The organism is Streptomyces sp. A2-16, from assembly GCF_018128905.1.
Lineage (GTDB): Bacteria > Actinomycetota > Actinomycetes > Streptomycetales > Streptomycetaceae > Streptomyces.
Map to the genome: position 1 here is coordinate 5,511,257 of NZ_CP063808.1, position 17,034 is coordinate 5,528,290.

The 17,034-nt window shown below is 71.5% G+C and carries 18 protein-coding genes and 1 pseudogene; 10 read left to right on the top strand and 9 right to left on the bottom strand.

The annotated features are described in order from the left end of the window. Window positions 1-131: 131 nt before the first annotated feature. Window positions 132-2,036 (top strand): AMP-dependent synthetase/ligase, encoded by a 1,905-nt coding sequence (locus tag IOD14_RS24685; protein WP_123986992.1) that lies wholly within the window; start codon window positions 132-134, stop codon window positions 2,034-2,036. A 166-nt stretch (window positions 2,037-2,202) separates the two neighbouring features. Beyond that, window positions 2,203-2,607, top strand: coding sequence for an ATP-binding protein (locus IOD14_RS24690; protein ID WP_123986993.1), 405 nt, complete (start codon window positions 2,203-2,205; stop codon window positions 2,605-2,607). 30 nt (window positions 2,608-2,637) lie between these two features. Here IOD14_RS24690 and IOD14_RS24695 read toward each other — a convergent pair whose 3' ends face one another. Next, window positions 2,638-2,997: a PRC-barrel domain containing protein gene (locus IOD14_RS24695; protein ID WP_123986994.1), complete on the bottom strand. Its 360-nt coding sequence runs from the start codon at window positions 2,995-2,997 to the stop codon at window positions 2,638-2,640. Window positions 2,998-3,264: 267 nt separating this feature from the next. On the opposite strand from IOD14_RS24695, the gene IOD14_RS24700 reads away from it, so the two are divergent. The 3 genes and pseudogenes from IOD14_RS24700 to IOD14_RS24705 all read left to right on the top strand — a co-directional run bounded on the left by IOD14_RS24700 (window position 3,265) and on the right by IOD14_RS24705 (window position 7,100). Then, complete coding sequence (locus IOD14_RS24700) at window positions 3,265-4,641, top strand: NAD(P)/FAD-dependent oxidoreductase (protein ID WP_123986995.1); 1,377 nt, start codon at window positions 3,265-3,267, stop codon at window positions 4,639-4,641. Window positions 4,642-4,669: 28 nt separating this feature from the next. Further along, a pseudogene (locus tag IOD14_RS44515) lies at window positions 4,670-4,780 on the top strand (DUF4287 domain-containing protein); the annotation flags it as partial. Window positions 4,781-4,871: 91 nt separating this feature from the next. Further along, window positions 4,872-7,100 carry an FUSC family protein gene (locus IOD14_RS24705; protein WP_212671554.1) on the top strand — a complete coding sequence of 743 codons (2,229 nt, stop codon included), beginning with the start codon at window positions 4,872-4,874 and terminating at the stop codon, window positions 7,098-7,100. A 10-nt stretch (window positions 7,101-7,110) separates the two neighbouring features. On the opposite strand, the gene IOD14_RS24710 is transcribed toward IOD14_RS24705, so the two are convergent. The 5 genes from IOD14_RS24710 to IOD14_RS24730 all read right to left on the bottom strand — a co-directional run bounded on the left by IOD14_RS24710 (window position 7,111) and on the right by IOD14_RS24730 (window position 10,209). Further along, window positions 7,111-7,545 carry a hypothetical protein gene (locus IOD14_RS24710; protein ID WP_212671555.1) on the bottom strand — a complete coding sequence of 145 codons (435 nt, stop codon included), beginning with the start codon at window positions 7,543-7,545 and terminating at the stop codon, window positions 7,111-7,113. Window positions 7,546-7,573: 28 nt separating this feature from the next. Further along, window positions 7,574-8,407 carry a DUF1206 domain-containing protein gene (locus IOD14_RS24715; RefSeq protein ID WP_123986998.1) on the bottom strand — a complete coding sequence of 278 codons (834 nt, stop codon included), beginning with the start codon at window positions 8,405-8,407 and terminating at the stop codon, window positions 7,574-7,576. A 55-nt stretch (window positions 8,408-8,462) separates the two neighbouring features. After that, on the bottom strand, window positions 8,463-8,681 hold the full coding sequence (locus IOD14_RS24720; protein ID WP_123986999.1) for a DUF5133 domain-containing protein: 219 nt from the start codon (window positions 8,679-8,681) through the stop codon (window positions 8,463-8,465). Between the two features lie 22 nt (window positions 8,682-8,703). Continuing rightward, on the bottom strand, window positions 8,704-9,561 hold the full coding sequence (locus IOD14_RS24725; protein ID WP_123987000.1) for a SigB/SigF/SigG family RNA polymerase sigma factor: 858 nt from the start codon (window positions 9,559-9,561) through the stop codon (window positions 8,704-8,706). 204 nt (window positions 9,562-9,765) lie between these two features. Then, entirely contained in the window at window positions 9,766-10,209 is a 444-nt protein-coding gene (locus tag IOD14_RS24730) for an ATP-binding protein (protein WP_123987001.1), read from the bottom strand. 210 nt (window positions 10,210-10,419) lie between these two features. Here IOD14_RS24730 and IOD14_RS24735 point away from each other — a divergent pair, with 210 nt between their 5' ends. Together IOD14_RS24735 and IOD14_RS24740 are read left to right on the top strand one after the other, a co-directional pair. Next, complete coding sequence (locus IOD14_RS24735) at window positions 10,420-10,656, top strand: hypothetical protein (RefSeq protein ID WP_123987002.1); 237 nt, start codon at window positions 10,420-10,422, stop codon at window positions 10,654-10,656. Window positions 10,657-10,985: 329 nt separating this feature from the next. Then, window positions 10,986-11,441 carry a cyclic nucleotide-binding domain-containing protein gene (locus tag IOD14_RS24740; RefSeq protein ID WP_123987003.1) on the top strand — a complete coding sequence of 152 codons (456 nt, stop codon included), beginning with the start codon at window positions 10,986-10,988 and terminating at the stop codon, window positions 11,439-11,441. 12 nt (window positions 11,442-11,453) lie between these two features. Here the strand turns inward: IOD14_RS24740 and IOD14_RS24745 are convergent, their stop codons facing one another. After that, window positions 11,454-12,752, bottom strand: coding sequence for an MFS transporter (locus IOD14_RS24745; RefSeq protein ID WP_212671556.1), 1,299 nt, complete (start codon window positions 12,750-12,752; stop codon window positions 11,454-11,456). Window positions 12,753-12,862: 110 nt separating this feature from the next. After that, complete coding sequence (locus IOD14_RS24750; RefSeq protein WP_123987005.1) at window positions 12,863-13,480, bottom strand: LysE/ArgO family amino acid transporter; 618 nt, start codon at window positions 13,478-13,480, stop codon at window positions 12,863-12,865. Window positions 13,481-13,549: 69 nt separating this feature from the next. On the opposite strand from IOD14_RS24750, the gene IOD14_RS24755 reads away from it, so the two are divergent. Beyond that, on the top strand, window positions 13,550-14,440 hold the full coding sequence (locus IOD14_RS24755; protein WP_212673388.1) for a LysR family transcriptional regulator ArgP: 891 nt from the start codon (window positions 13,550-13,552) through the stop codon (window positions 14,438-14,440). Here IOD14_RS24755 and IOD14_RS24760 read toward each other — a convergent pair. After that, entirely contained in the window at window positions 14,423-15,169 is a 747-nt protein-coding gene (locus IOD14_RS24760; RefSeq protein WP_123987006.1) for a TetR/AcrR family transcriptional regulator, read from the bottom strand. The two genes, IOD14_RS24755 and IOD14_RS24760, sit on opposite strands and share 18 nt — an antisense overlap. A 113-nt stretch (window positions 15,170-15,282) precedes the next feature. On the opposite strand from IOD14_RS24760, the gene IOD14_RS24765 reads away from it, so the two are divergent. Then, on the top strand, window positions 15,283-16,503 hold the full coding sequence (locus IOD14_RS24765) for a saccharopine dehydrogenase C-terminal domain-containing protein (RefSeq protein ID WP_123987007.1): 1,221 nt from the start codon (window positions 15,283-15,285) through the stop codon (window positions 16,501-16,503). 108 nt (window positions 16,504-16,611) lie between these two features. Beyond that, window positions 16,612-16,866 carry a WhiB family transcriptional regulator gene (locus IOD14_RS24770; RefSeq protein WP_123987008.1) on the top strand — a complete coding sequence of 85 codons (255 nt, stop codon included), beginning with the start codon at window positions 16,612-16,614 and terminating at the stop codon, window positions 16,864-16,866. Window positions 16,867-17,034 lie beyond the last annotated feature (168 nt).

The following is a 17,034-nucleotide window of genomic DNA, read 5'->3' on the forward strand; positions in this document are numbered from 1 at the left end:
CGACCAGATCACGGGTGACCGCTTACTTCCGTATTCCAGGGACCGCCCGCTCACACCTGGGCTAGATTCGAGCACCGCCGATGACCGAGCCCGTCGGCGCAGTCACAGCCCGTACACGTCAGGAGCAGCGCATGCGCGACTTCGCCCTCGCTCCCCGGACCATCTCGCGCTCCAGCGGTGGCCTGGCCGACAGCGTCTTCGAGAGGGCGGAACTCGACCCCACCCTGCCGGTCCTCGCCCGCCGTCCCGAGGGCTCCTCGGGCGGCTGGCAGGAGGTCACGGCCGTGGAGCTGCGGGACGAGGTCGTGGACCTCGCCAAGGGACTGGTGGCGTCCGGGATCTCGCCCGGCCACCGCGTGGCGATCATGGCGCGCACCCGTTACGAGTGGACGGTCCTCAGCTATGCGCTGTGGACGGTCGGCGCCGAGGTCGTGCCGATCTATCCGACGTCCTCGCGCGAACAGGTCGCTTGGATCCTGCGCGACGCGGGCTGTGTGGCCGTGGTGGTGGAGGACGAGCAGGCGGTGATGACGGTCGGCTCGGTGTGCGCCTCGCTGCCCCGACTGCGCCACGTCTGGCAGCTGGACGCGGACGCGCTGGAGGAACTGGCGGAGCGGGGCGGCATGATCCCGCTCGCCACGGTCGAGTCACTGCGCCGCATCGTGCTGCCGGACTCCACCGCGGTCGTCGCCTACACCTCCGGCACCACCGGCCATCCGCTGGGCTGCGCGCTCAGCCACCGCGGCCTCGCGAGTCCGGTCGACACCCTGCTGGAGGGCTGGCGCCACATCACGGCACCCCAGGGACAGCAGCCGTCCGTCCTCGCCTTCCTGCCCTTCTCGCACGTGTACGGCCTCATGATCCAGGGCTTGTGCATCCGCGGCGGTCTGCTCATGGCCCACGAGCCCGACCTGGGCGAGGAGGCACTGGCGGCGGCCCTGCAGTCCTTCCGCCCCACCTACTTCTACGCCGTCCCCTCGGTCTTCGAGAAGATCTACAAGAACTTCCTGCGGGCCTCCCAGCAGTCGGGCCGCGGCGTCCTGTTCGAGCGGGCCGCCGACACGGCACGGGACTTCGCCCTGGCCTGCGAGCGGCAGCGGCTGGGCGAGGGCCCCGGTCCCGGGTTCGACCTGCGGCTCCAGCACGCCCTGTACGAGCGGACGGTGTACCGCAGGCTGCGGGCCGCGCTGGGCGGCCGGGCCCGGCGTGCCACCTCGGGCGGCTCCACCCTCAACCGTGAACTCTCCCTGTTCTACGAGGGTATCGGCATCTACGTGCACGACGGATACGGCCTCACCGAGACCAGCGGCGGGATCACCATGCAGCCGCTGGGCCGGGAGAAGTCCGGGACCGTGGGCCGCCCCCTGCCCGGCGTGGACCTGCGGGTGGCGGACGACGGGGAGATCCTCGTGCGCGGGCCGTCCGTCTTCCAGGGCTACGTCAACGACGAGGCCTCGACCCGGGCCGCGCTGTACGGCGGTTGGCTGGCCACCGGGGACCTCGGGCGGCTGGACGCCGACGGCTATCTGACGATCACCGGCCGCAAGAAGGACATCATCGTCACCACCAGCGGCAAGAGCGTCGCCCCGGCCGCCCTCGAACACCGGCTGCGGATGCATCCGCTCATCCACCAGGCCGTGGTGGTGGGGGACAACCGGCCCTGCGTGGGCGCCCTGCTCACCCTGGACCCGGTGTTCCTGGCCCACTGGCGCGGAGTCATGGCGGCCCAGCAGGATCCCTCGGCGCGGGAGGCCCGGGAGGAGAACGCACTGCGGGAGGAGATCGCGCGAGCCGTGGCCGCCGCCAACAGCACGGTCTCGCGTGCGGAGTCGATCCGGGTGTTCCGGGTGCTGTCGGAGCCGTTCGACCTGGCCAACGGCCTGCTGACGCCGTCGATGAAGCTGCGCCGGGACGAGATAGTGCGCCGGTACGCGCTGGAGATCGACGCGATGTACCAGGCCCGCTCGGCAGGAGCCCGGCGCACCCCGGCGGAGGACCTGCTGAGCTGGGACGACTCGGACGACATGTTCCGGTGAAAATGTTCCGGTGAAACACCGCACGCGGCCCGCGTTCCGGGAGGTGAGGACGATTGGGCCGCGTCCCCTCGGGAACACGGCTCAGTGGTGACATGAGAGAGTACGACAACCCGCTGACGCCGGGCCGCGCGAGCGGCACGGCACCGAGCCGCACTGGGACGAGACACTGACTTCCGAGGCGATTCCGAGCCGCACCACCCGTTTCGCGGGCGAACCCCAATGCGTGACGGGTGCGCGGCTGGCCGCTGAGGAATTCCTGAGCGACCTCGGCGAGAGCGTGCCGCCCGCGACCCCCGAGCACTGGGACGACATCCTGCTGGTGGTCACGGAACTCGCCGCCAACGCCGTCCAGTACGCTCCCGGCCCCTTCGTGCTGCGGATGCGCCGCACCTTCGACGGGGTCCACGTGACGCTGCGGGACACCAACTCGACGCCGCCCGCCCCCCGCTCCTTCGACCCGCGCACGGGCGGCGGCGGCATCGGCTGGCATCTCGTCCACGCACTGTGCGACCAGGTCAGCGTGGTGACGGACGAACGCGGCAAGGACGTGCACGTCTTCCTGCCGTGGTGACGTCCCCCGGTCGCCTTTCCCCGGATCCGCTCAGGCGGTGGCCGTGAGCCGCAGATAGTAGGCGCCGACCGCCGCGAGGTACTCCCGGTCCCTGGTCTCGCTGTCGGTGCGGAAACGGGGGGCCGCCTTCACCTGCGATCCGGTGCAGGCCAGCGTGACCCGCCGGCCTTCGGTGTCGACGTGGGTGACGACGCCCACCGGGACCAGAACACTCCTGCCGAAGATCCACACGCCCGTGTCGACGACGAGGTGGTGCAGGCCCTGGGGGTCGGCCTGCCGGTCCACGTGTCCGATCGTGCCGTCGCTCGCGACGACGCCGAAACCTGTCAGGTCCTGTCCCTCGACGTAGCCGCTGTCCGGCGCGTACGACCAGATTCTGTCGGTGGTCACACTGCTCCTTCCCTCCCGAGCGCTGCACGGGCCCCGGCTCGCTGCTGCGGGCGGGCCCACAGCACCCCATACCCTTCTGCCGCACACACATTCGGCGACCGGCACCCTCACAAGCGGTTTCCCGGCGTCCGGTCCGCCCACCTCCTTCACCTTTCTCTTGGTGCACTTTCAGGCCGGGACGGGCAAGGTGGTCCTCGACGCATTCGTCGCGCCCGCTCGGGCACACGAAGTGCGTTCGAGGCAGACCGCCTGGAGCCGCAGAAAGGGATGAACACCGTGACACGACCCAGGATCCTGGTGGTCGGCGCCGGCTTCGCCGGTGTCGAGTGCGTGCGCCGGCTGGAGCGCAAACTCTCCCCGGACGAAGCGGACGTCACCCTGGTGACGCCGTTCGCCTACCAGCTCTATCTCCCTCTGCTCCCCCAGGTCGCCTCCGGCGTCCTGACGCCCCAGTCGATCGCCGTCTCCCTGCGCCGCAGCAAGAGGTACCGCACCCGGATCATCCCGGGCGGCGCGATCGGCGTGGACCTCAAGTCCAAGGTGTGCGTGATCCGCACCATCACCGACGAGATCGTCAACGAGCCGTACGACTACATCGTGCTGGCTCCCGGCAGCATCACCCGCACCTTCGACATCCCCGGCCTCACCGAGCACGCCTTCGGCATGAAGACTCTCGCCGAGGCCGCCTACATCCGCGACCACGTCATCTCCCAGCTGGACCTCGCGGACGCCAGCCATGACCCGGCCGAGCGGGCGGCCCGGCTCCAGTTCGTGGTCGTCGGCGGCGGATACGCCGGTACCGAGACGGCGGCCTGTCTGCAGAAGCTCACCCACGCGGCGGTCAAGCGCTACCCGCGCATCGACCCGTCGCTGATCAAGTGGCATCTCATCGACATCGCCCCGAAGTTGATGCCGGAGCTGGGCGACAAACTCGGCCGCAGCGCGCAGGAGATCCTGCGCAGGCGCGGCATCGACGTGTCGCTGGGTGTCTCCATCGAGAAGGCGGGTCCCGAGGAGGTCACCTTCACCGACGGCCGGGTGATCCCCACCCGGACCCTGATCTGGACGGCCGGTGTCGTCGCGAGCCCACTGATCGCCACCCTCGGCGCCGAAACGGTTCGCGGACGGCTCGCGGTCACCGCCGAGATGACCCTGCCGGGTCAGGACGGCGTCTTCGCGCTCGGCGACTCCGCCGCCGTGCCCGACAAGGCCAAGGACGACGAGAGCGCGATCTGCCCGCCCACCGCGCAGCACGCCATGCGCCAGGGCAAGACGGTCGCCGACAACGTCATCGCGACGCTGCGGGGCCAGGCGCTGAAGCCGTACGTCCACAAGGACCTGGGACTGGTCGTCGACCTCGGCGGCACGGACGCCGTCTCCAAGCCGCTCGGCATCGAACTGCGCGGTCTGCCCGCCCAGTTCGCCGCCCGCGGCTACCACTGGGCGGCGCTGCGCACCAACGTCGCCAAGGTGCGCGTGGCCACGAACTGGACGCTCAACGCGATCGCGGGCGACGATTTCGTCCGCACCGGCTTCCAGGCCCGCAAGCCCGCCAAGCTGAGGGACTTCGAGTACACCGACGCGTATCTGACGCCGGAACAGGTCAGGGCGCAGGTCGAGGGGACGCCGCAGCTGGGCGAGTAGGTGCGGCGGGCGTCGCTCCGGGCCGCCGATCGGTTTCCGGCCGGTCGGCGGTCGTGAGACGAAGCACGGCCGCCCCGTCGCCGAGTGGCAGGAACTCGTCCGCTCCTCACCCCTGACCCGGCACATGGAGCTGGTCGCCCACACCCCCGCGGAGGCCGGCGGCAGGTCAGCCACCCCGTCGTGCCATGCTGGAACGGATCATGACGTGACACGGGAGTGAGAGCGGCGGAGTGGACACAGCGAGGCTGCGGGATCGGGTCGCGGCGTCGGACCCGGGGCTGCTCCGGCTGGCCGCCGGACTGCGCACGGTGGGCGCGATCGCGCTCACGCTGGCCGTGCTCGGTGTGCTGGGGTCCAGCGTGGCGCACCTGGTGGCCGGTGCCATCGCGGCGATGGTCGCGACCTTCGCCATCCGGGAGAAGCAGCGTAGCCAGCAGGCCGTGACCCTCGCCCTGGGTCTCCCGGTGGCCGCTGCCTCGATGTCGCTGGGCGCGCTCCTGAGCTCCCGGGTGCTGGCCGGTGACCTCTTCTTCGTCGTGCTGATCTTCTGCGCCGTCTACGGCCGCCGCTTCGGCGACCGGGGCACCTCGCTCGGTCTGATCGGCTTCCAGGTCTACTTCGTGTCGCTGTTCGTCGGCGCCACCGTCTCCGGCCTGCCCGAGCTGTACGGCGTCCTCGGCGTCGCCTTCCTGTCCAGCGCGGTGGCCCGCTTCCTGCTGGTGCCGGAGACTCCCGCGGGCCTCCTCGAACGCCTGCGGGAGGCGTTTCGGGCCAGGCTGGCCCAGTTGGTGTCCACGCAGCTCCAGCTGCTGGACGCCGGGCCGGAGGAGATCGACGACGCCTTGGAGTCCGTCCGCGAGGGGACCGCGCGGCTGCACGAGACGGCGCTGATGATCCAGGGGCGGCTGGAGGAGGGCACTTCCAGCGAGGCCGCGGCGCGGCTCGTGCAGCGGCGTGTCGCGGACGCGGAGATCGCCGCCGAGCGCCTCGGCCTGTTGCTGCTGACGGCCCGCAGCGCCGAGCGTGCCGACACCCTCACCCTGCATCTGCCGGGCGCGCCGGCCCCGCGGGCGGGCCGGATGCCCGGCCGCGACGAGGCGATGGCCAGGGTGCGCCGCGATCTGGAGGCGCTGCGACAACTGGTGCTGCGTCCGGCCGCCGCCCGGTCCGGCACCGCCCTGTCCCAGATCCGCAACCGGCTTCTCGGCTACCGCGAGGAGGAGAACCTTCCGCCCGCGCCGCCCGCCGTCCAGGACGTCTTCCGGGGCATCGGCGAGGCCGCCCGTGCGGTGCTGGGCCTCAGGATCGCCCTGGATGGCCCGCAGGACGAGTCGGACGACTCCCCCGCGACGGCCCGCTCGCGCGAGGAGCTGGACGCCGAGGACGCCGTCCTCGACGCCAGCGAGGAGGACGGCGAGCAGGAGGAGCTCACGGGGCTCAGGCGACCCACGACCCGGGCCGCGGTGCAGGTCGCCGTGGGGTCCTCGCTCGCCATCGTCGGCGGCGAGTTCCTCTCCAGCCAGCGCTGGTACTGGGCCGTGCTCACCTGCTGGATCGTCTTCATCAACACCGCGTCCACCGGCGAGATCCTGGTCAAGGGCTACCGACGGCTGCTGGGCACCGTCCTCGGCGTGCTGGCCGGCATCGTGCTGGCGGGGGCGGTGGGGCAGCACACCTGGACGGCGTTCGCCCTGGTGCTGGTGCTGGTGTTCGCGATGTTCTACACCGCGCCCCTCTCCTACACCCTGATGTCGTTCTTCGTCACCGCCGCGCTGGGCCTGCTCTACACGCTGCTGCACACCTACAGCCTCTCGGTGCTGGTGCTGCGCGTGGAGGAGACGGCCCTCGGGGCGGCCTGCGGGGTCATCGCGGCGGCCTTCGTCCTCCCGGTGCGCACGGACCGCCGTACGAACGACCTGCTCGTCACCGTCCTGGAGCGCCTCGACGAGGTCACCGAGGCCGCCGTCGATCAGCTCAGCGGCGGCTCGCCGGTCGAACTGCTCGATCAGGCGCGCGACCTGGACCAGGCGCTGGCCGACCTCAGGGCGGCCACGCAGCCGCTCACGCATCCGATCACACCGCTGCGGGCCCGGCGCGACACGGCCCGCTACGTGGTGGCGCTGCTGGAGACGTGCGCGTACCACGCGCGTTCGCTGGCGGCCACGGCCGAACTGCTGCCCACGCACCCCTCGATCGCGGCGGATCCGCGACTGCGCCGGGCCGGCCGGCGCATCGGGGCCAACATCGCGGCGATCGCGGCGCATGTCGCCGACGAGCGCTCCACTGCCCGGGTCGAGACCGGGCCGAGCATCGCGTCGCTCCTGGAGACCGAGACGCCCGGCACTCCGCGCTTCGGCCGGGTCACCGACCGCGTGCTGCGGCACGTCCAGCGGCTGGACGAGACCCTGGTGGGTCTGGCCCGGCCGCTGGACGTGCCGGTCGCGGCGCCCGGAAGGTAGGGCGCTGTGGTCACAGGTCCGTGGGCAGACCGCTCACCTCGGCGATGCCACGCAGCTCGTCGTCGAGCCGCCGGCGTTCGCGGATGTAGTCGGCGATCTCACCGAGGCGGACCGGGTCGGAGGCCGTTTCCGCGTCGGTGACCACCCGGATCGGGCTGGGGCTGTCGTCGACATGCAGTTCGATCACCTTGTTGTCCAGGCGGCCGGTCACCGCGGTGGCGATGACCAGGGCGGCCTCGTCGCGGACCTCCTGGGGCAGACCGTCCTGCTGACTGTCCTCGAGCGCGAAGTCCAGCGCGGGCAGTTGTTGTTCCTCGATCGCCCGCAGGACCGGACGGACCACGTCGAGCAGTTGTTCGTAGTCGTTCGAGTCCATGCGGATGCGCAACAGGTCCAGGTAGACGTCCACGGGCCTACCGTCGGGCGGAAGCTCGGGTTCGTTCATGAGGACCGGGTTCCCCGTGTCACGCCGCTCAGACCCGCCGCCAGCGGGCCATCGCGAAGGAGAACACCCCGAACAGCACCAGCCCGACGGCGATCAGGACGAGCAGCCAGGGCCCGAGCGGGGTGTCGGCGAAGGAGCGGAGCGTGTCGTCCAGGCCCTTGGCCTTCTTGGGCTCGTAGTCGACCGCGGCGCGGACGGCGAAGGCGCCCGCCGCGGTGAACACCACTCCACGAGCGAGACCGCCGCCGACCCCGGTCACGTCGACCAGCTTCCTGATCCGCGCACTCATCTCGGCCAGCTTGAGCTTGTCGTGGAAGGACCTGCGCAGCGCCTGAACGGCGATCCACACGCCGGCCACCGCGACACCGATGCCCGCCGCGCCCACGAGCCACTGCCCGCCGGGCCAGTCCAGGACCCGGGCGGTGACGTCCTTGGACTGCTTGTCGCTGGATCCGCCGCTGCCGGACCCGGCGGCGAAGGACAGCACGGAATAGGCGACGAACGCGTAGAAGACGCAGCGGACCGCGGACAGCAGCCGTTTCGTCGCCTTGCGGCCGTCGGGACCGACCGCGCCGAACACCACCTCGGACAGCCGCCACAGGGCCATGCCGACGAGCCCGATGCCCAGCGCCCACAGGACGACGGAGCCGAACGGTTTGTCGGCGAGGGCGGCGAGGGCGCCGCCGCGGTCGGCCTGGCGCCCGCCGTCGCCGAAGGCGATCTGGAGCGCCAGTACACCGACCAGCAGGTAGATCACTCCGCGGGCGGTGAAGCCCGCGCGGGCCGCGTACTCCGTCATGGAGCCGCGTGCCGCTCGTCCGGCTCCGATCCGGGCTTTTCCTGCCGTGGAGCTCGTGGTCATGTCGGTCCCCCTGGGAGATCGGGACCGTCCTGACGGGCGGTCACGCGGAATACGGTTAGTCGGCCAGTCGCGCGCGTTCGGGCATGGCCGCGAGCAGGCGGTGAGCCGTCTCCAGGGCCAGCCGCACGTCCCGCGTGCCGGTGGATACACAGAGCGTGTAGGCGAGGTCGCGGGCCCGTGGGCCCGGTTCGGCCGCGTTCGCGGTCTCCTCGGCCCGCAGCGCCTCGTACTCCTCGACGAGCCGCCTCAGGAAGGTGCGGTTCGGTATCAGCATCTGGTTCCCCCTCCTCGTGCTCTCAGGCCTCGTCCGGTCCGTCGGCCTGCCGCCTCGCGCGGTCGGCCAGCGCCTCGTCACGCACGCGTGCGCAGCTGCGGCTGATGAGGCGCGAGACGTGCATCTGCGAGATGCCGAGCTGGTCGGCGATGCGGCTTTGTGTCATGTCCTCGAAGAAGCGCATGTAGAGAATGGCGCGCTCGCGTTCGGGCAGCCTGCGCAGTCCCTCCTTGGCGGACTCGCGGTCGACCACGACGTCGTACGCCGTGTCCGGGCCGCCCAGGGTGTCGGCGAGGCTGTAGCCGTCGTCGCCGCTCGAGAGTTCGGCGTCCAGGGACAGTGTGCTGAAGCTTTCGAGGGCCTCCAGGCCGGTGGTGACCTCTTCCTCGGTCAGGCCGGTGTGGGCGGCGAGTTCGGCGGGTGTCGGTTCGGCGGCACCAGGGTTCTGGGTGAGCTCGCGGCGGGCCACCCGCACCTTGTTGCGCAGTTCCTGCACGCGGCGGGGCACCCGCAGGGCCCACATGCGGTCGCGGAAGTGGCGCTTGACCTCGCCGGTGATGGTGGGCACGGCATAGCTCTCGAAGGCTCCGCGTTCCGGTTCGAACCGGTCGATGGCCTTCACGAGCCCGAGGGCGGCGACCTGGCGCAGATCCTCCAGCGACTCGCCGCGGTCGCGGAACCGGCCCGCGATGCGGTGGGCCATGGGGAGCCAGGCGTTGACGAGTTCGTCGCGCAGGGCGTCGCGCTCGGGGCCTTCCTCCAGCCCGGCCAGCCGGGCGAAGACAGCCATGGTGTCGGGGGCGTCGTCGTGCCGCCGCCTGCCGGAGGTCGTGGGACGGTCCTGCGCGGTGGGACGGTTGGTCGACGTGTCGGTGAGCATGCGGATTCGCTCCTGAAGAACGGGTTCAGGGACAGACCGCGGGAGGAAAGGTCGCCCGGACCGCCGAAGGGGGCCCGCAGCAGCCATAACGCTCCCGCTGGCGCGCCTCCGGTCCGAAGCACGAAACTGCGTCTGCCCTGCTGCATGGGGCACAAACCCCGCTGTCGAAACTCCGTTTCCGGCGGCTTCCCCAGGAGTGCCGGTTCAGCTCAGCGGCACCACGGCGGTGATGCACTTCCCGCCCGTGGGCAGGTCGGTCACACGGACGTCGCGGGCCAGCCGGCAGACGATCGGCCAGCCGTGACCGCCGGGCCGCCACCTGCCTTGCGGGTCGACGGGCTCCTTGGCGACCGGCGGCGCGGCACTGCGGTCGCTGACCGAGACGCACACGCCCCGGCCCTCGACGGTGACGCGGAAGTCGGTGATGCCGCCACCGTGCAGGATGGCGTTGGTGGTGAGTTCCGAGGCGACGAGCAGCGCGTCCGAGAGGGCCTGCGGGTCGCAGGGGGTGTGGGTGGCGCCGGCCCGTTCGGACACGGCCCGTTCGACCGCCCGGCGTGCCTCGGCCGGCCTGCACGGCCGGGGTCCTACGCGGCGGCGCGCGACGGAGAATTGGGGGGTGGCCTCGGTCTTGTGCTCGTCGCACATGACGTAGCTCCTGATCGATTGATCGAATGGCTCTCATGTCGGTGCTGCGGAAGCCGGGCCCGGCCCGGCCCACGGACACGGTGACCGCTGTGCGGCGCGCGCTCTCCGTGGGCCTCTCTTCATCGGCTCACCTCTCCGTGCCCGGTCAAACCTCCCTGTCTCGGGCGGGTGCCCTGTCTTTCGATCGCATTCACGGGGTACGCGATCGACATGACGGATGTCGTGGACTCAGATGAACTGCTGCGCCGGATCCAGCGCGCCCGGGCCTGTGCGGCGGAGGAGGAACAGTCCTGGCGGGCGCGGAGCGACGAGTTGCAGTCCTCCGATCCCCAGGCCGCCCGGGAGGCCGCCGTACGCACCCTGGCCTACGAGGCGGTGACCCGGGTGCTGGACGAGGTGGTCAGGCCCGGCAGCCGCTCCTCGGGCCCCGCGGACCGGACCGATTGACCGACGCCGTGGGAGATCCCATCGACGCGGAGTGGGAGACGATCAGGGTCGCAAACGCGTCCGGCAAGTGAAACCGGTCACGGACCTCGTCGCGGGTTGCGCGAAATCGCCATGGATGGTTTACGGTTCATCCATACGTGGTGACGGGGTCGACACACCGTCCTCCGACACCACCTCTGACTGCCCTGGCTGGCCTCCCCCGTCCAGCCAGGGCTTTTTCATGTCCCGAGCAGATCCTCGCCTCCGCCGAGGTGCCCCCGAGAGCGGCAGCCGCTGAAATGGGCGTAGGCACAACACCGGAATCCATCGCCGGCGAGGAGCCCCGCGTCATGACCAAAGCGACCAAACTGCTGACCGCTCTGCCTCAGCCGCAGCGCCAGAGCCTGATGACGCTCGCCAAGGAGGTCTCCTTCCCCGAGGACTTCCACATCTTCGAGGCGGGCGGCACGGCCGACCGCTTCTGGGTCATCCGCTCCGGAGCGGTCTCGCTGACCCAGCAGGTCACCACTCATCACCGGGTCACCGTCGCCGGACTCGGCTCGGGCGATCTGCTCGGCTGGTCCTGGCTGTTCCCGCCGTACCGGTGGGACTTCGGAGCGGAGGCCTTCAGCCCGGTGCGGGCCTACGAGTTCGACGCGGCGGCGGTGCTGCGGCTGTGCGAGGAGGACCGGCAACTGGGCATGATCCTGGTCCGCACCGTCGCCGAGATCCTCGCCCACCGTCTGGAGACGACCCGGGGCAAGCTCATGGAGCAGTACGGCTCGCGCCGGGGCGGTGTCGTCTAGGGTCCGCGGGCCTCAGACGCGGTAGCGGCGCAGTGCAGGCACGGCGAGGGCCAGGGCCAGCATCACGGCGACGACCAGGAGACCGCCGCCGGCGACCGCGGTGCGGGCCCCGAACGCGGAGCCGGCGGTGCCGTGCAGGACGTCCGCGAGGCGGGGGCCGCCCGCGACGACGACCGTGAAGACGCCCTGCATCCGGCCGCGCATCTCGTCGGTGGCTGCGGAGAGCAGGATCGCGCCGCGGAAGACCATGGAGACCATGTCGGCGACCCCGGCCGCGGCCAGGAACACCACGGCGAGCCACAGACTCCCGCTCAGCCCGAACCCGGTGATGGCCGCGCCCCAGGCGACGACCGCCCCGATGACCATCCAGCCGTGCCGGCGGACCCGCGAGAACGTGCCGGAGAACAACCCGCCGACCACCGCCCCGATCGGGATCGCGGCGAACAGCAGGCCGAGCGCGAATCCTTCGCCGTACGGGGCGTAGGTCTCGGAGGCGAGCTGCGGGAACAGGGCCCGGGGCATGCCGAGGACCATGGCGATGATGTCCGCGAGGAAGGACAGCAGCAGCACCTTGTGCGCGGAGATGTACCGGAAGCCCTCGGCGATCTCGCGCACGCCCGCCCGGCGCGCCGCCGAGCCGGCGAGCGGCGGCAGGGAGGGCAGCCGGTGGACGGCCCACACCGTGACGCACAGCGCCAGGGCGTCGATGAGATACAGCTCCGGCAGGCCGATCACCGGGATCAGGACACCCGCGAGCAGCGGGCCCATCACCTGGCCCGTCTGCATGACGGTCGAGCCGAGGGCGTTGGCCGCGGGCAGCTGGTCCCCTGGCACCAGGCGGGCGATGGACGCGTTGCGGGCCGGGGAGTTGAGACCCCAGAACGCCTGCTGCACCGCGAGCAGGACCATCAGCAACGCCACCGAGTCGAGCCCGCTGACCGCCTGGAGCCAGAACAGCACCGAGGTGACGGCGATGCCTGTGTTGGTGATCAGGAGCAGCTTGCGGCGGTCCATGGTGTCGGCGATCGCGCCGCCCCACAGCGCGAACACGATCAGCGGCAGCAGGCCGGCCATGCTGGCGGCGCCGACCCAGGCGGAGGAGCCGGTGATGTCGTAGATCTGCTTGGGCACCGCGACGGCGGTGAGCTGGCTGCCGACGGCCGTGACGATGGTCGAGCTCCACAGCCGGCGGTAGGCCGGTATGCGCAGCGGGCGGGTGTCCATCGCCCAGCGGCGCCAGCCGCGTCGGGGCGGCGGTGCCTTCTCGGCGGCGGGTGTCTGGGGTTCGGTGCTGCTCTCGCCGGTGTCCACGCCATTCCTGGTTGCTCGTTACATCTAACGGGGCCAGGGATCACTATGGCAGCACCGTCCAGGAGTTCGGGACGAGGTGTCTCGGCTTGTGGAACGCAGGGGCGCAGACTTCACGCTCCGGCCACGAGCACACCGCCGAGGGCGATCATCGTCGCGGCGACCAGTGCGTCGAGCACCCGCCAGGCGCTCGGCCTGGCGAGGAAGCGGCTGAGCAGCCGGGCACCGAAGCCGAGCGCGGCGAACCAGCACAGGCTGGCGCACACGGCGCCGAGCCCGAAGGTCCAGCGCAGCGGGCCCCGGTCGGCCGCGACGGAGCCGAGCAGGAACACGGTGTCGAGGTAGACGTGCGGGTTGAGCCAGGTCATCGCCAGACAGGTCAGCACCGCGCGCCTGCGGGAGCCCGCCGCCTCTCCCTCCGCCCGCAGACCCGACTCCCCCGGCCGCAGGACCCGGCGGGCGGCGAGGACGCCGTAGCAGAGCAGGAATCCGCCGCCGATCCAGCCGACCAGGGTCAGCGCGCCCGGCCAGGCGACCACGACGGCGCCCACACCACCGACGCCGAGGGCGATGAGCAGGGCGTCGGACAGGGCGCAGATGCCGACGACGGCCAGGACCGCGTCACGGCGGATCCCCTGACGCAGGACGAAGGCGTTCTGGGCGCCGATGGCGACGATGAGCGAGAGGCCGGTGCCGAAACCCGCGGCGGCGGCGGACAGAGAAGCGGACATGGCTTCGACGGTACGGAGACGATCACTGCCCGTACAGCTAAAGATTCTTACGTATCATTAGTTGTCGTGATGATGACCGAACTTCCGCTGGATCAGGTGCGGACTCTGCTCGCGGTGGTGGACGAGGGCACGTTCGACGCCGCCGCGGCGGCGCTGCACGTGACGCCGTCGGCGGTGAGCCAGCGGGTGAAGGCCCTGGAGCAGCGCACGGGACGGGTCCTGCTGGTGCGCACCAAGCCGGTGCGCCCGACCGAGTCGGGCGAGGTGGTGGTGCGGTTCGCCCGCCAGCTGGCCCGGCTGGAACGGGACGCGCTCGCCGAGCTGGGGATGCCGGGCGAGGGGGAGGTGACCCGGGTCTCGATCGCGGTGAACGCGGACTCTCTGGCGACCTGGTTCCTCGGGGCGCTGACACGGGTGCCCGAGCGGGACCGCCTCTGCTTCGAGCTGCGGCGCGAGGACGAGACGCGGACCGCGGAGCTGTTGCGCGAGGGGGTGGTGATGGCGGCGGTGACGTCCTCGGCGGAGGCCGTGACGGGCTGCTCCGTACGGCAGTTGGGGCGGATGCGGTATCTCGCGGCAGCGAGTCCGGAGTTCACCGCGCGGTATCTCGAGGGATCGTTGCGGAACGCGCTCGCCGAGGCGCCGGTGGTGACGTTCGACCGCAGCGACGACATCCAGGACGGGTTTCTGCGCCTCCTGGGATGCGGTGGGGCGAGCCGGGTGCGGCACGCGGTGCCGACCTCGGAGGGGTTCGTGGAGTCGGTCGCGCTGGGGCTGGGGTGGGGCATGGTCCCGGAAGTGCAGGCCGGCGAACTGCTGCGTGAGGGGCGGCTGATCGCGCTGGCGCCGGGCCGGCCGGTCGACGTACCGCTGTACTGGCAGCAGTGGAAGCTGGACTCGCCCGCGCTGGCCGCGGTCGCGGAGGCGGTGGCCGCGGCGGCGTCAGCGACCCTGCGCTGAGCCGCCGGTGCAGCCCCGCGCCGACCCGCCGGTGCCGGCGAGCTGTCGCTCCGCGCTGTCCAACAGCATCTCCAGGGCCGTCGGGTAGGCGCTGGTGACCATGCGCGCCGCCAGCAGGGGGGCCGCCTCCGCGATACGGGGATAGCTGTCGTCGGGCAGGTGGGCGTACGTCGAGCGCCACTGGTCCTCGTCCGCGTGCAGGGCCGCTCTCGGCAGCGCCAGGGACGCCGCGTCCAGCGCCGCGAAGGCCAGCGTCTGGTCGATGAAGGCGTGGTAGATCCTGACCGTCTCGGGGAGCGGGAAACCCGCGGTGCGCAGGACGTCGAGGACCGCCTCGTCCGCCGCCAGTTCGTTCGCCCGGCCGGTGACCCTGCTGGTCGTCAGCAGGGCGGCCTGGGGATGGGCGACGTACGCCGCGTGGATGCGGCGGCCCGTCTCGCGCAGGTCCCGCCGCCACTGCCCGGACGGCTTCCAGCCCTGCAGCGCCTGCCCGATCAGGGCGTCGCCGATGGCCAGTGTCAGGTCGTCCATGCCGCGGAAGTAGCGGTAGAGCGTGCTCGGGTCGGCGTCCAGAGCCAGGCCCAGGCGGCGCGCGGTGAGCCCGGTGCTGCCGTGTTCCCGGAGCATGCGCAGAGCCGTCTCGACGATCAGCTCCTCGGACAGCACGGTCCCGCTCCTGGTGGGCCTGCGCCGACGGCGTTTCTCCTCGGGGACCACGGGCTTGGGCATGCGGCCCTCCCTCCTTATGCCAACGCCATTGACCTTAAACGAGCGCAGGGCGTTGTATCTCCGCCAGGGCCCCACACATCTGCGACCTTCGACCCGTAAGGGGAGTGTTTGTCATGCGTGTCCTGCTCGTGGGCGCCGGAGGCGTCGGCACCGCCATCACCCGGATCGCCGCCCGGCGGCCGTTCTTCGACGCCATGGTCGTCGCCGACTACGACCCGGCCCGCGCCGAGGCCGCGGTGGCCGCGCTCGGCGACCGGGGCGACCGGTTCCGCGCCGAGCGGGTGGACGCGAGCGACGAGTCGGCCGTGACCGCCCTGCTGGAGCGGCACGCGTGCGACGTCCTGCTCAACGCCACCGACCCGCGCTTCGTGATGCCCCTGTTCCGGGCGGCGCGCTCCGCCGGGGCCGCCTATGTCGACATGGCGATGTCCCTGTCCCGTCCGCACCCCGAGAGGCCCTACGAGGAGTGCGGGGTCAAGCTGGGCGACGAGCAGTTCGCGCAGGCCGAGGAGTGGGAGAAGGCGGGCGCGCTGGCCCTGGTCGGCATGGGCGTCGAGCCTGGTCTGTCGGACGTGTTCGCCCGGTACGCGGCCGACGAGCTCTTCGACGAGATCGAGGAGATCGGCGTCCGCGACGGTGCGAACCTCACCGTCGACGGCTACGACTTCGCCCCCTCCTTCAGCATCTGGACCACCATCGAGGAGTGCCTCAACCCGCCGGTCGTCTACGAGGCCGACCGCGGCTGGTTCACGACGGAGCCCTTCAGCGAGCCGGAGGTCTTCGACTTCCCCGAGGGCATCGGACCGGTGGAGTGCGTGAACGTGGAGCACGAGGAGGTGCTGCTCGTCCCGCGCTGGGTCGGTGCCCGCCGGGTCACCTTCAAGTACGGCCTGGGCCGCGAGTTCGTCGAGACGCTGAGGACACTGCACCTGCTGGGCCTGGACCGCACCGAGCCGGTGACCGTGCCCAGTCCCGCGGGCCCGGTCGCGGTCTCGCCGCGGGACGTCGTGGCGGCGTGTCTGCCCGACCCGGCGACGCTCGGCGACCGGATGCACGGCAAGACCTGTGCGGGCACCTGGGTGAAGGGCGTCAGGGACGGGGCGCCGCGCGAGGTGTACCTCTACCACGTGGTCGACAACCAGTGGTCCATGGCGGAGTACGGCTGCCAGGCCGTGGTGTGGCAGACGGCCGTGAACCCGGTCGTCGCCCTCGAACTCCTCGCCACGGGTGCCTGGAGCGGCACGGGTGTCCTCGGTCCCGAGGCCTTCCCGGCCCGGCCCTTCCTGGATCTGCTGACCGCGTACGGCTCCCCGTGGGGCGTCAGGGAGCAGTGACCGGGCGAGTCCCACAGGACCCGGTTGTTTCGCCACGCATCGACAGGTGACCCGAAAACGAGTAAGGCATCCACGAGGGCACGTACGACTAGATCGCAGGTGACTTTGATGGACAACTGGCGAGACCATGCCGCGTGCCGCCGCGAGGACCCGGATCTCTTCTTCCCGATCGGCACGACCGGCCCCGCACTGGTACAGACCGAGCAGGCCAAGTCGGTCTGCAGGCGCTGCCCCGTCCAGGAGCAGTGTCTTCAGTGGGCACTGGACACGGGACAGGGCATCGGCGTGTGGGGCGGCACCAGTGAGACGGAACGCCGTGCGATCGCACGGCGCGCGAGTGCCGCGCGCAGAAGGTCCGGCTGACCGGTCCGGCCCCACAGCGGGGCCGTCCGCCCGGACCCGCGCGCGACGGGCGGACGTACCGCCGCTCGGGTCGTTCGGTCAGGCACCGGCTCGGTGAGTGCCCACACCACCGGCAGCCCGTGCGACACGTCTGATCCTTCGCAGGGCCACGGGACAACCGCACGCCCG

Coding starts and splice junctions, on each gene's coding strand:
- IOD14_RS24685 (WP_123986992.1), top strand. CDS start 132: ATGCGCGACTTCGCCCTCGCTCCCCGGACCATCTCGCGCTCCAGCGGT.
- IOD14_RS24700 (WP_123986995.1), top strand. CDS start 3,265: ATGAACACCGTGACACGACCCAGGATCCTGGTGGTCGGCGCCGGCTTC.
- IOD14_RS24710 (WP_212671555.1), bottom strand. CDS start 7,545: ATGAACGAACCCGAGCTTCCGCCCGACGGTAGGCCCGTGGACGTCTAC.
- IOD14_RS24715 (WP_123986998.1), bottom strand. CDS start 8,407: ATGACCACGAGCTCCACGGCAGGAAAAGCCCGGATCGGAGCCGGACGA.
- IOD14_RS24720 (WP_123986999.1), bottom strand. CDS start 8,681: ATGCTGATACCGAACCGCACCTTCCTGAGGCGGCTCGTCGAGGAGTAC.
- IOD14_RS24725 (WP_123987000.1), bottom strand. CDS start 9,561: ATGCTCACCGACACGTCGACCAACCGTCCCACCGCGCAGGACCGTCCC.
- IOD14_RS24730 (WP_123987001.1), bottom strand. CDS start 10,209: ATGTGCGACGAGCACAAGACCGAGGCCACCCCCCAATTCTCCGTCGCG.
- IOD14_RS24735 (WP_123987002.1), top strand. CDS start 10,420: ATGACGGATGTCGTGGACTCAGATGAACTGCTGCGCCGGATCCAGCGC.
- IOD14_RS24740 (WP_123987003.1), top strand. CDS start 10,986: ATGACCAAAGCGACCAAACTGCTGACCGCTCTGCCTCAGCCGCAGCGC.
- IOD14_RS24750 (WP_123987005.1), bottom strand. CDS start 13,480: ATGTCCGCTTCTCTGTCCGCCGCCGCCGCGGGTTTCGGCACCGGCCTC.
- IOD14_RS24755 (WP_212673388.1), top strand. CDS start 13,550: ATGATGACCGAACTTCCGCTGGATCAGGTGCGGACTCTGCTCGCGGTG.
- IOD14_RS24760 (WP_123987006.1), bottom strand. CDS start 15,169: ATGCCCAAGCCCGTGGTCCCCGAGGAGAAACGCCGTCGGCGCAGGCCC.
- IOD14_RS24765 (WP_123987007.1), top strand. CDS start 15,283: ATGCGTGTCCTGCTCGTGGGCGCCGGAGGCGTCGGCACCGCCATCACC.
- IOD14_RS24770 (WP_123987008.1), top strand. CDS start 16,612: ATGGACAACTGGCGAGACCATGCCGCGTGCCGCCGCGAGGACCCGGAT.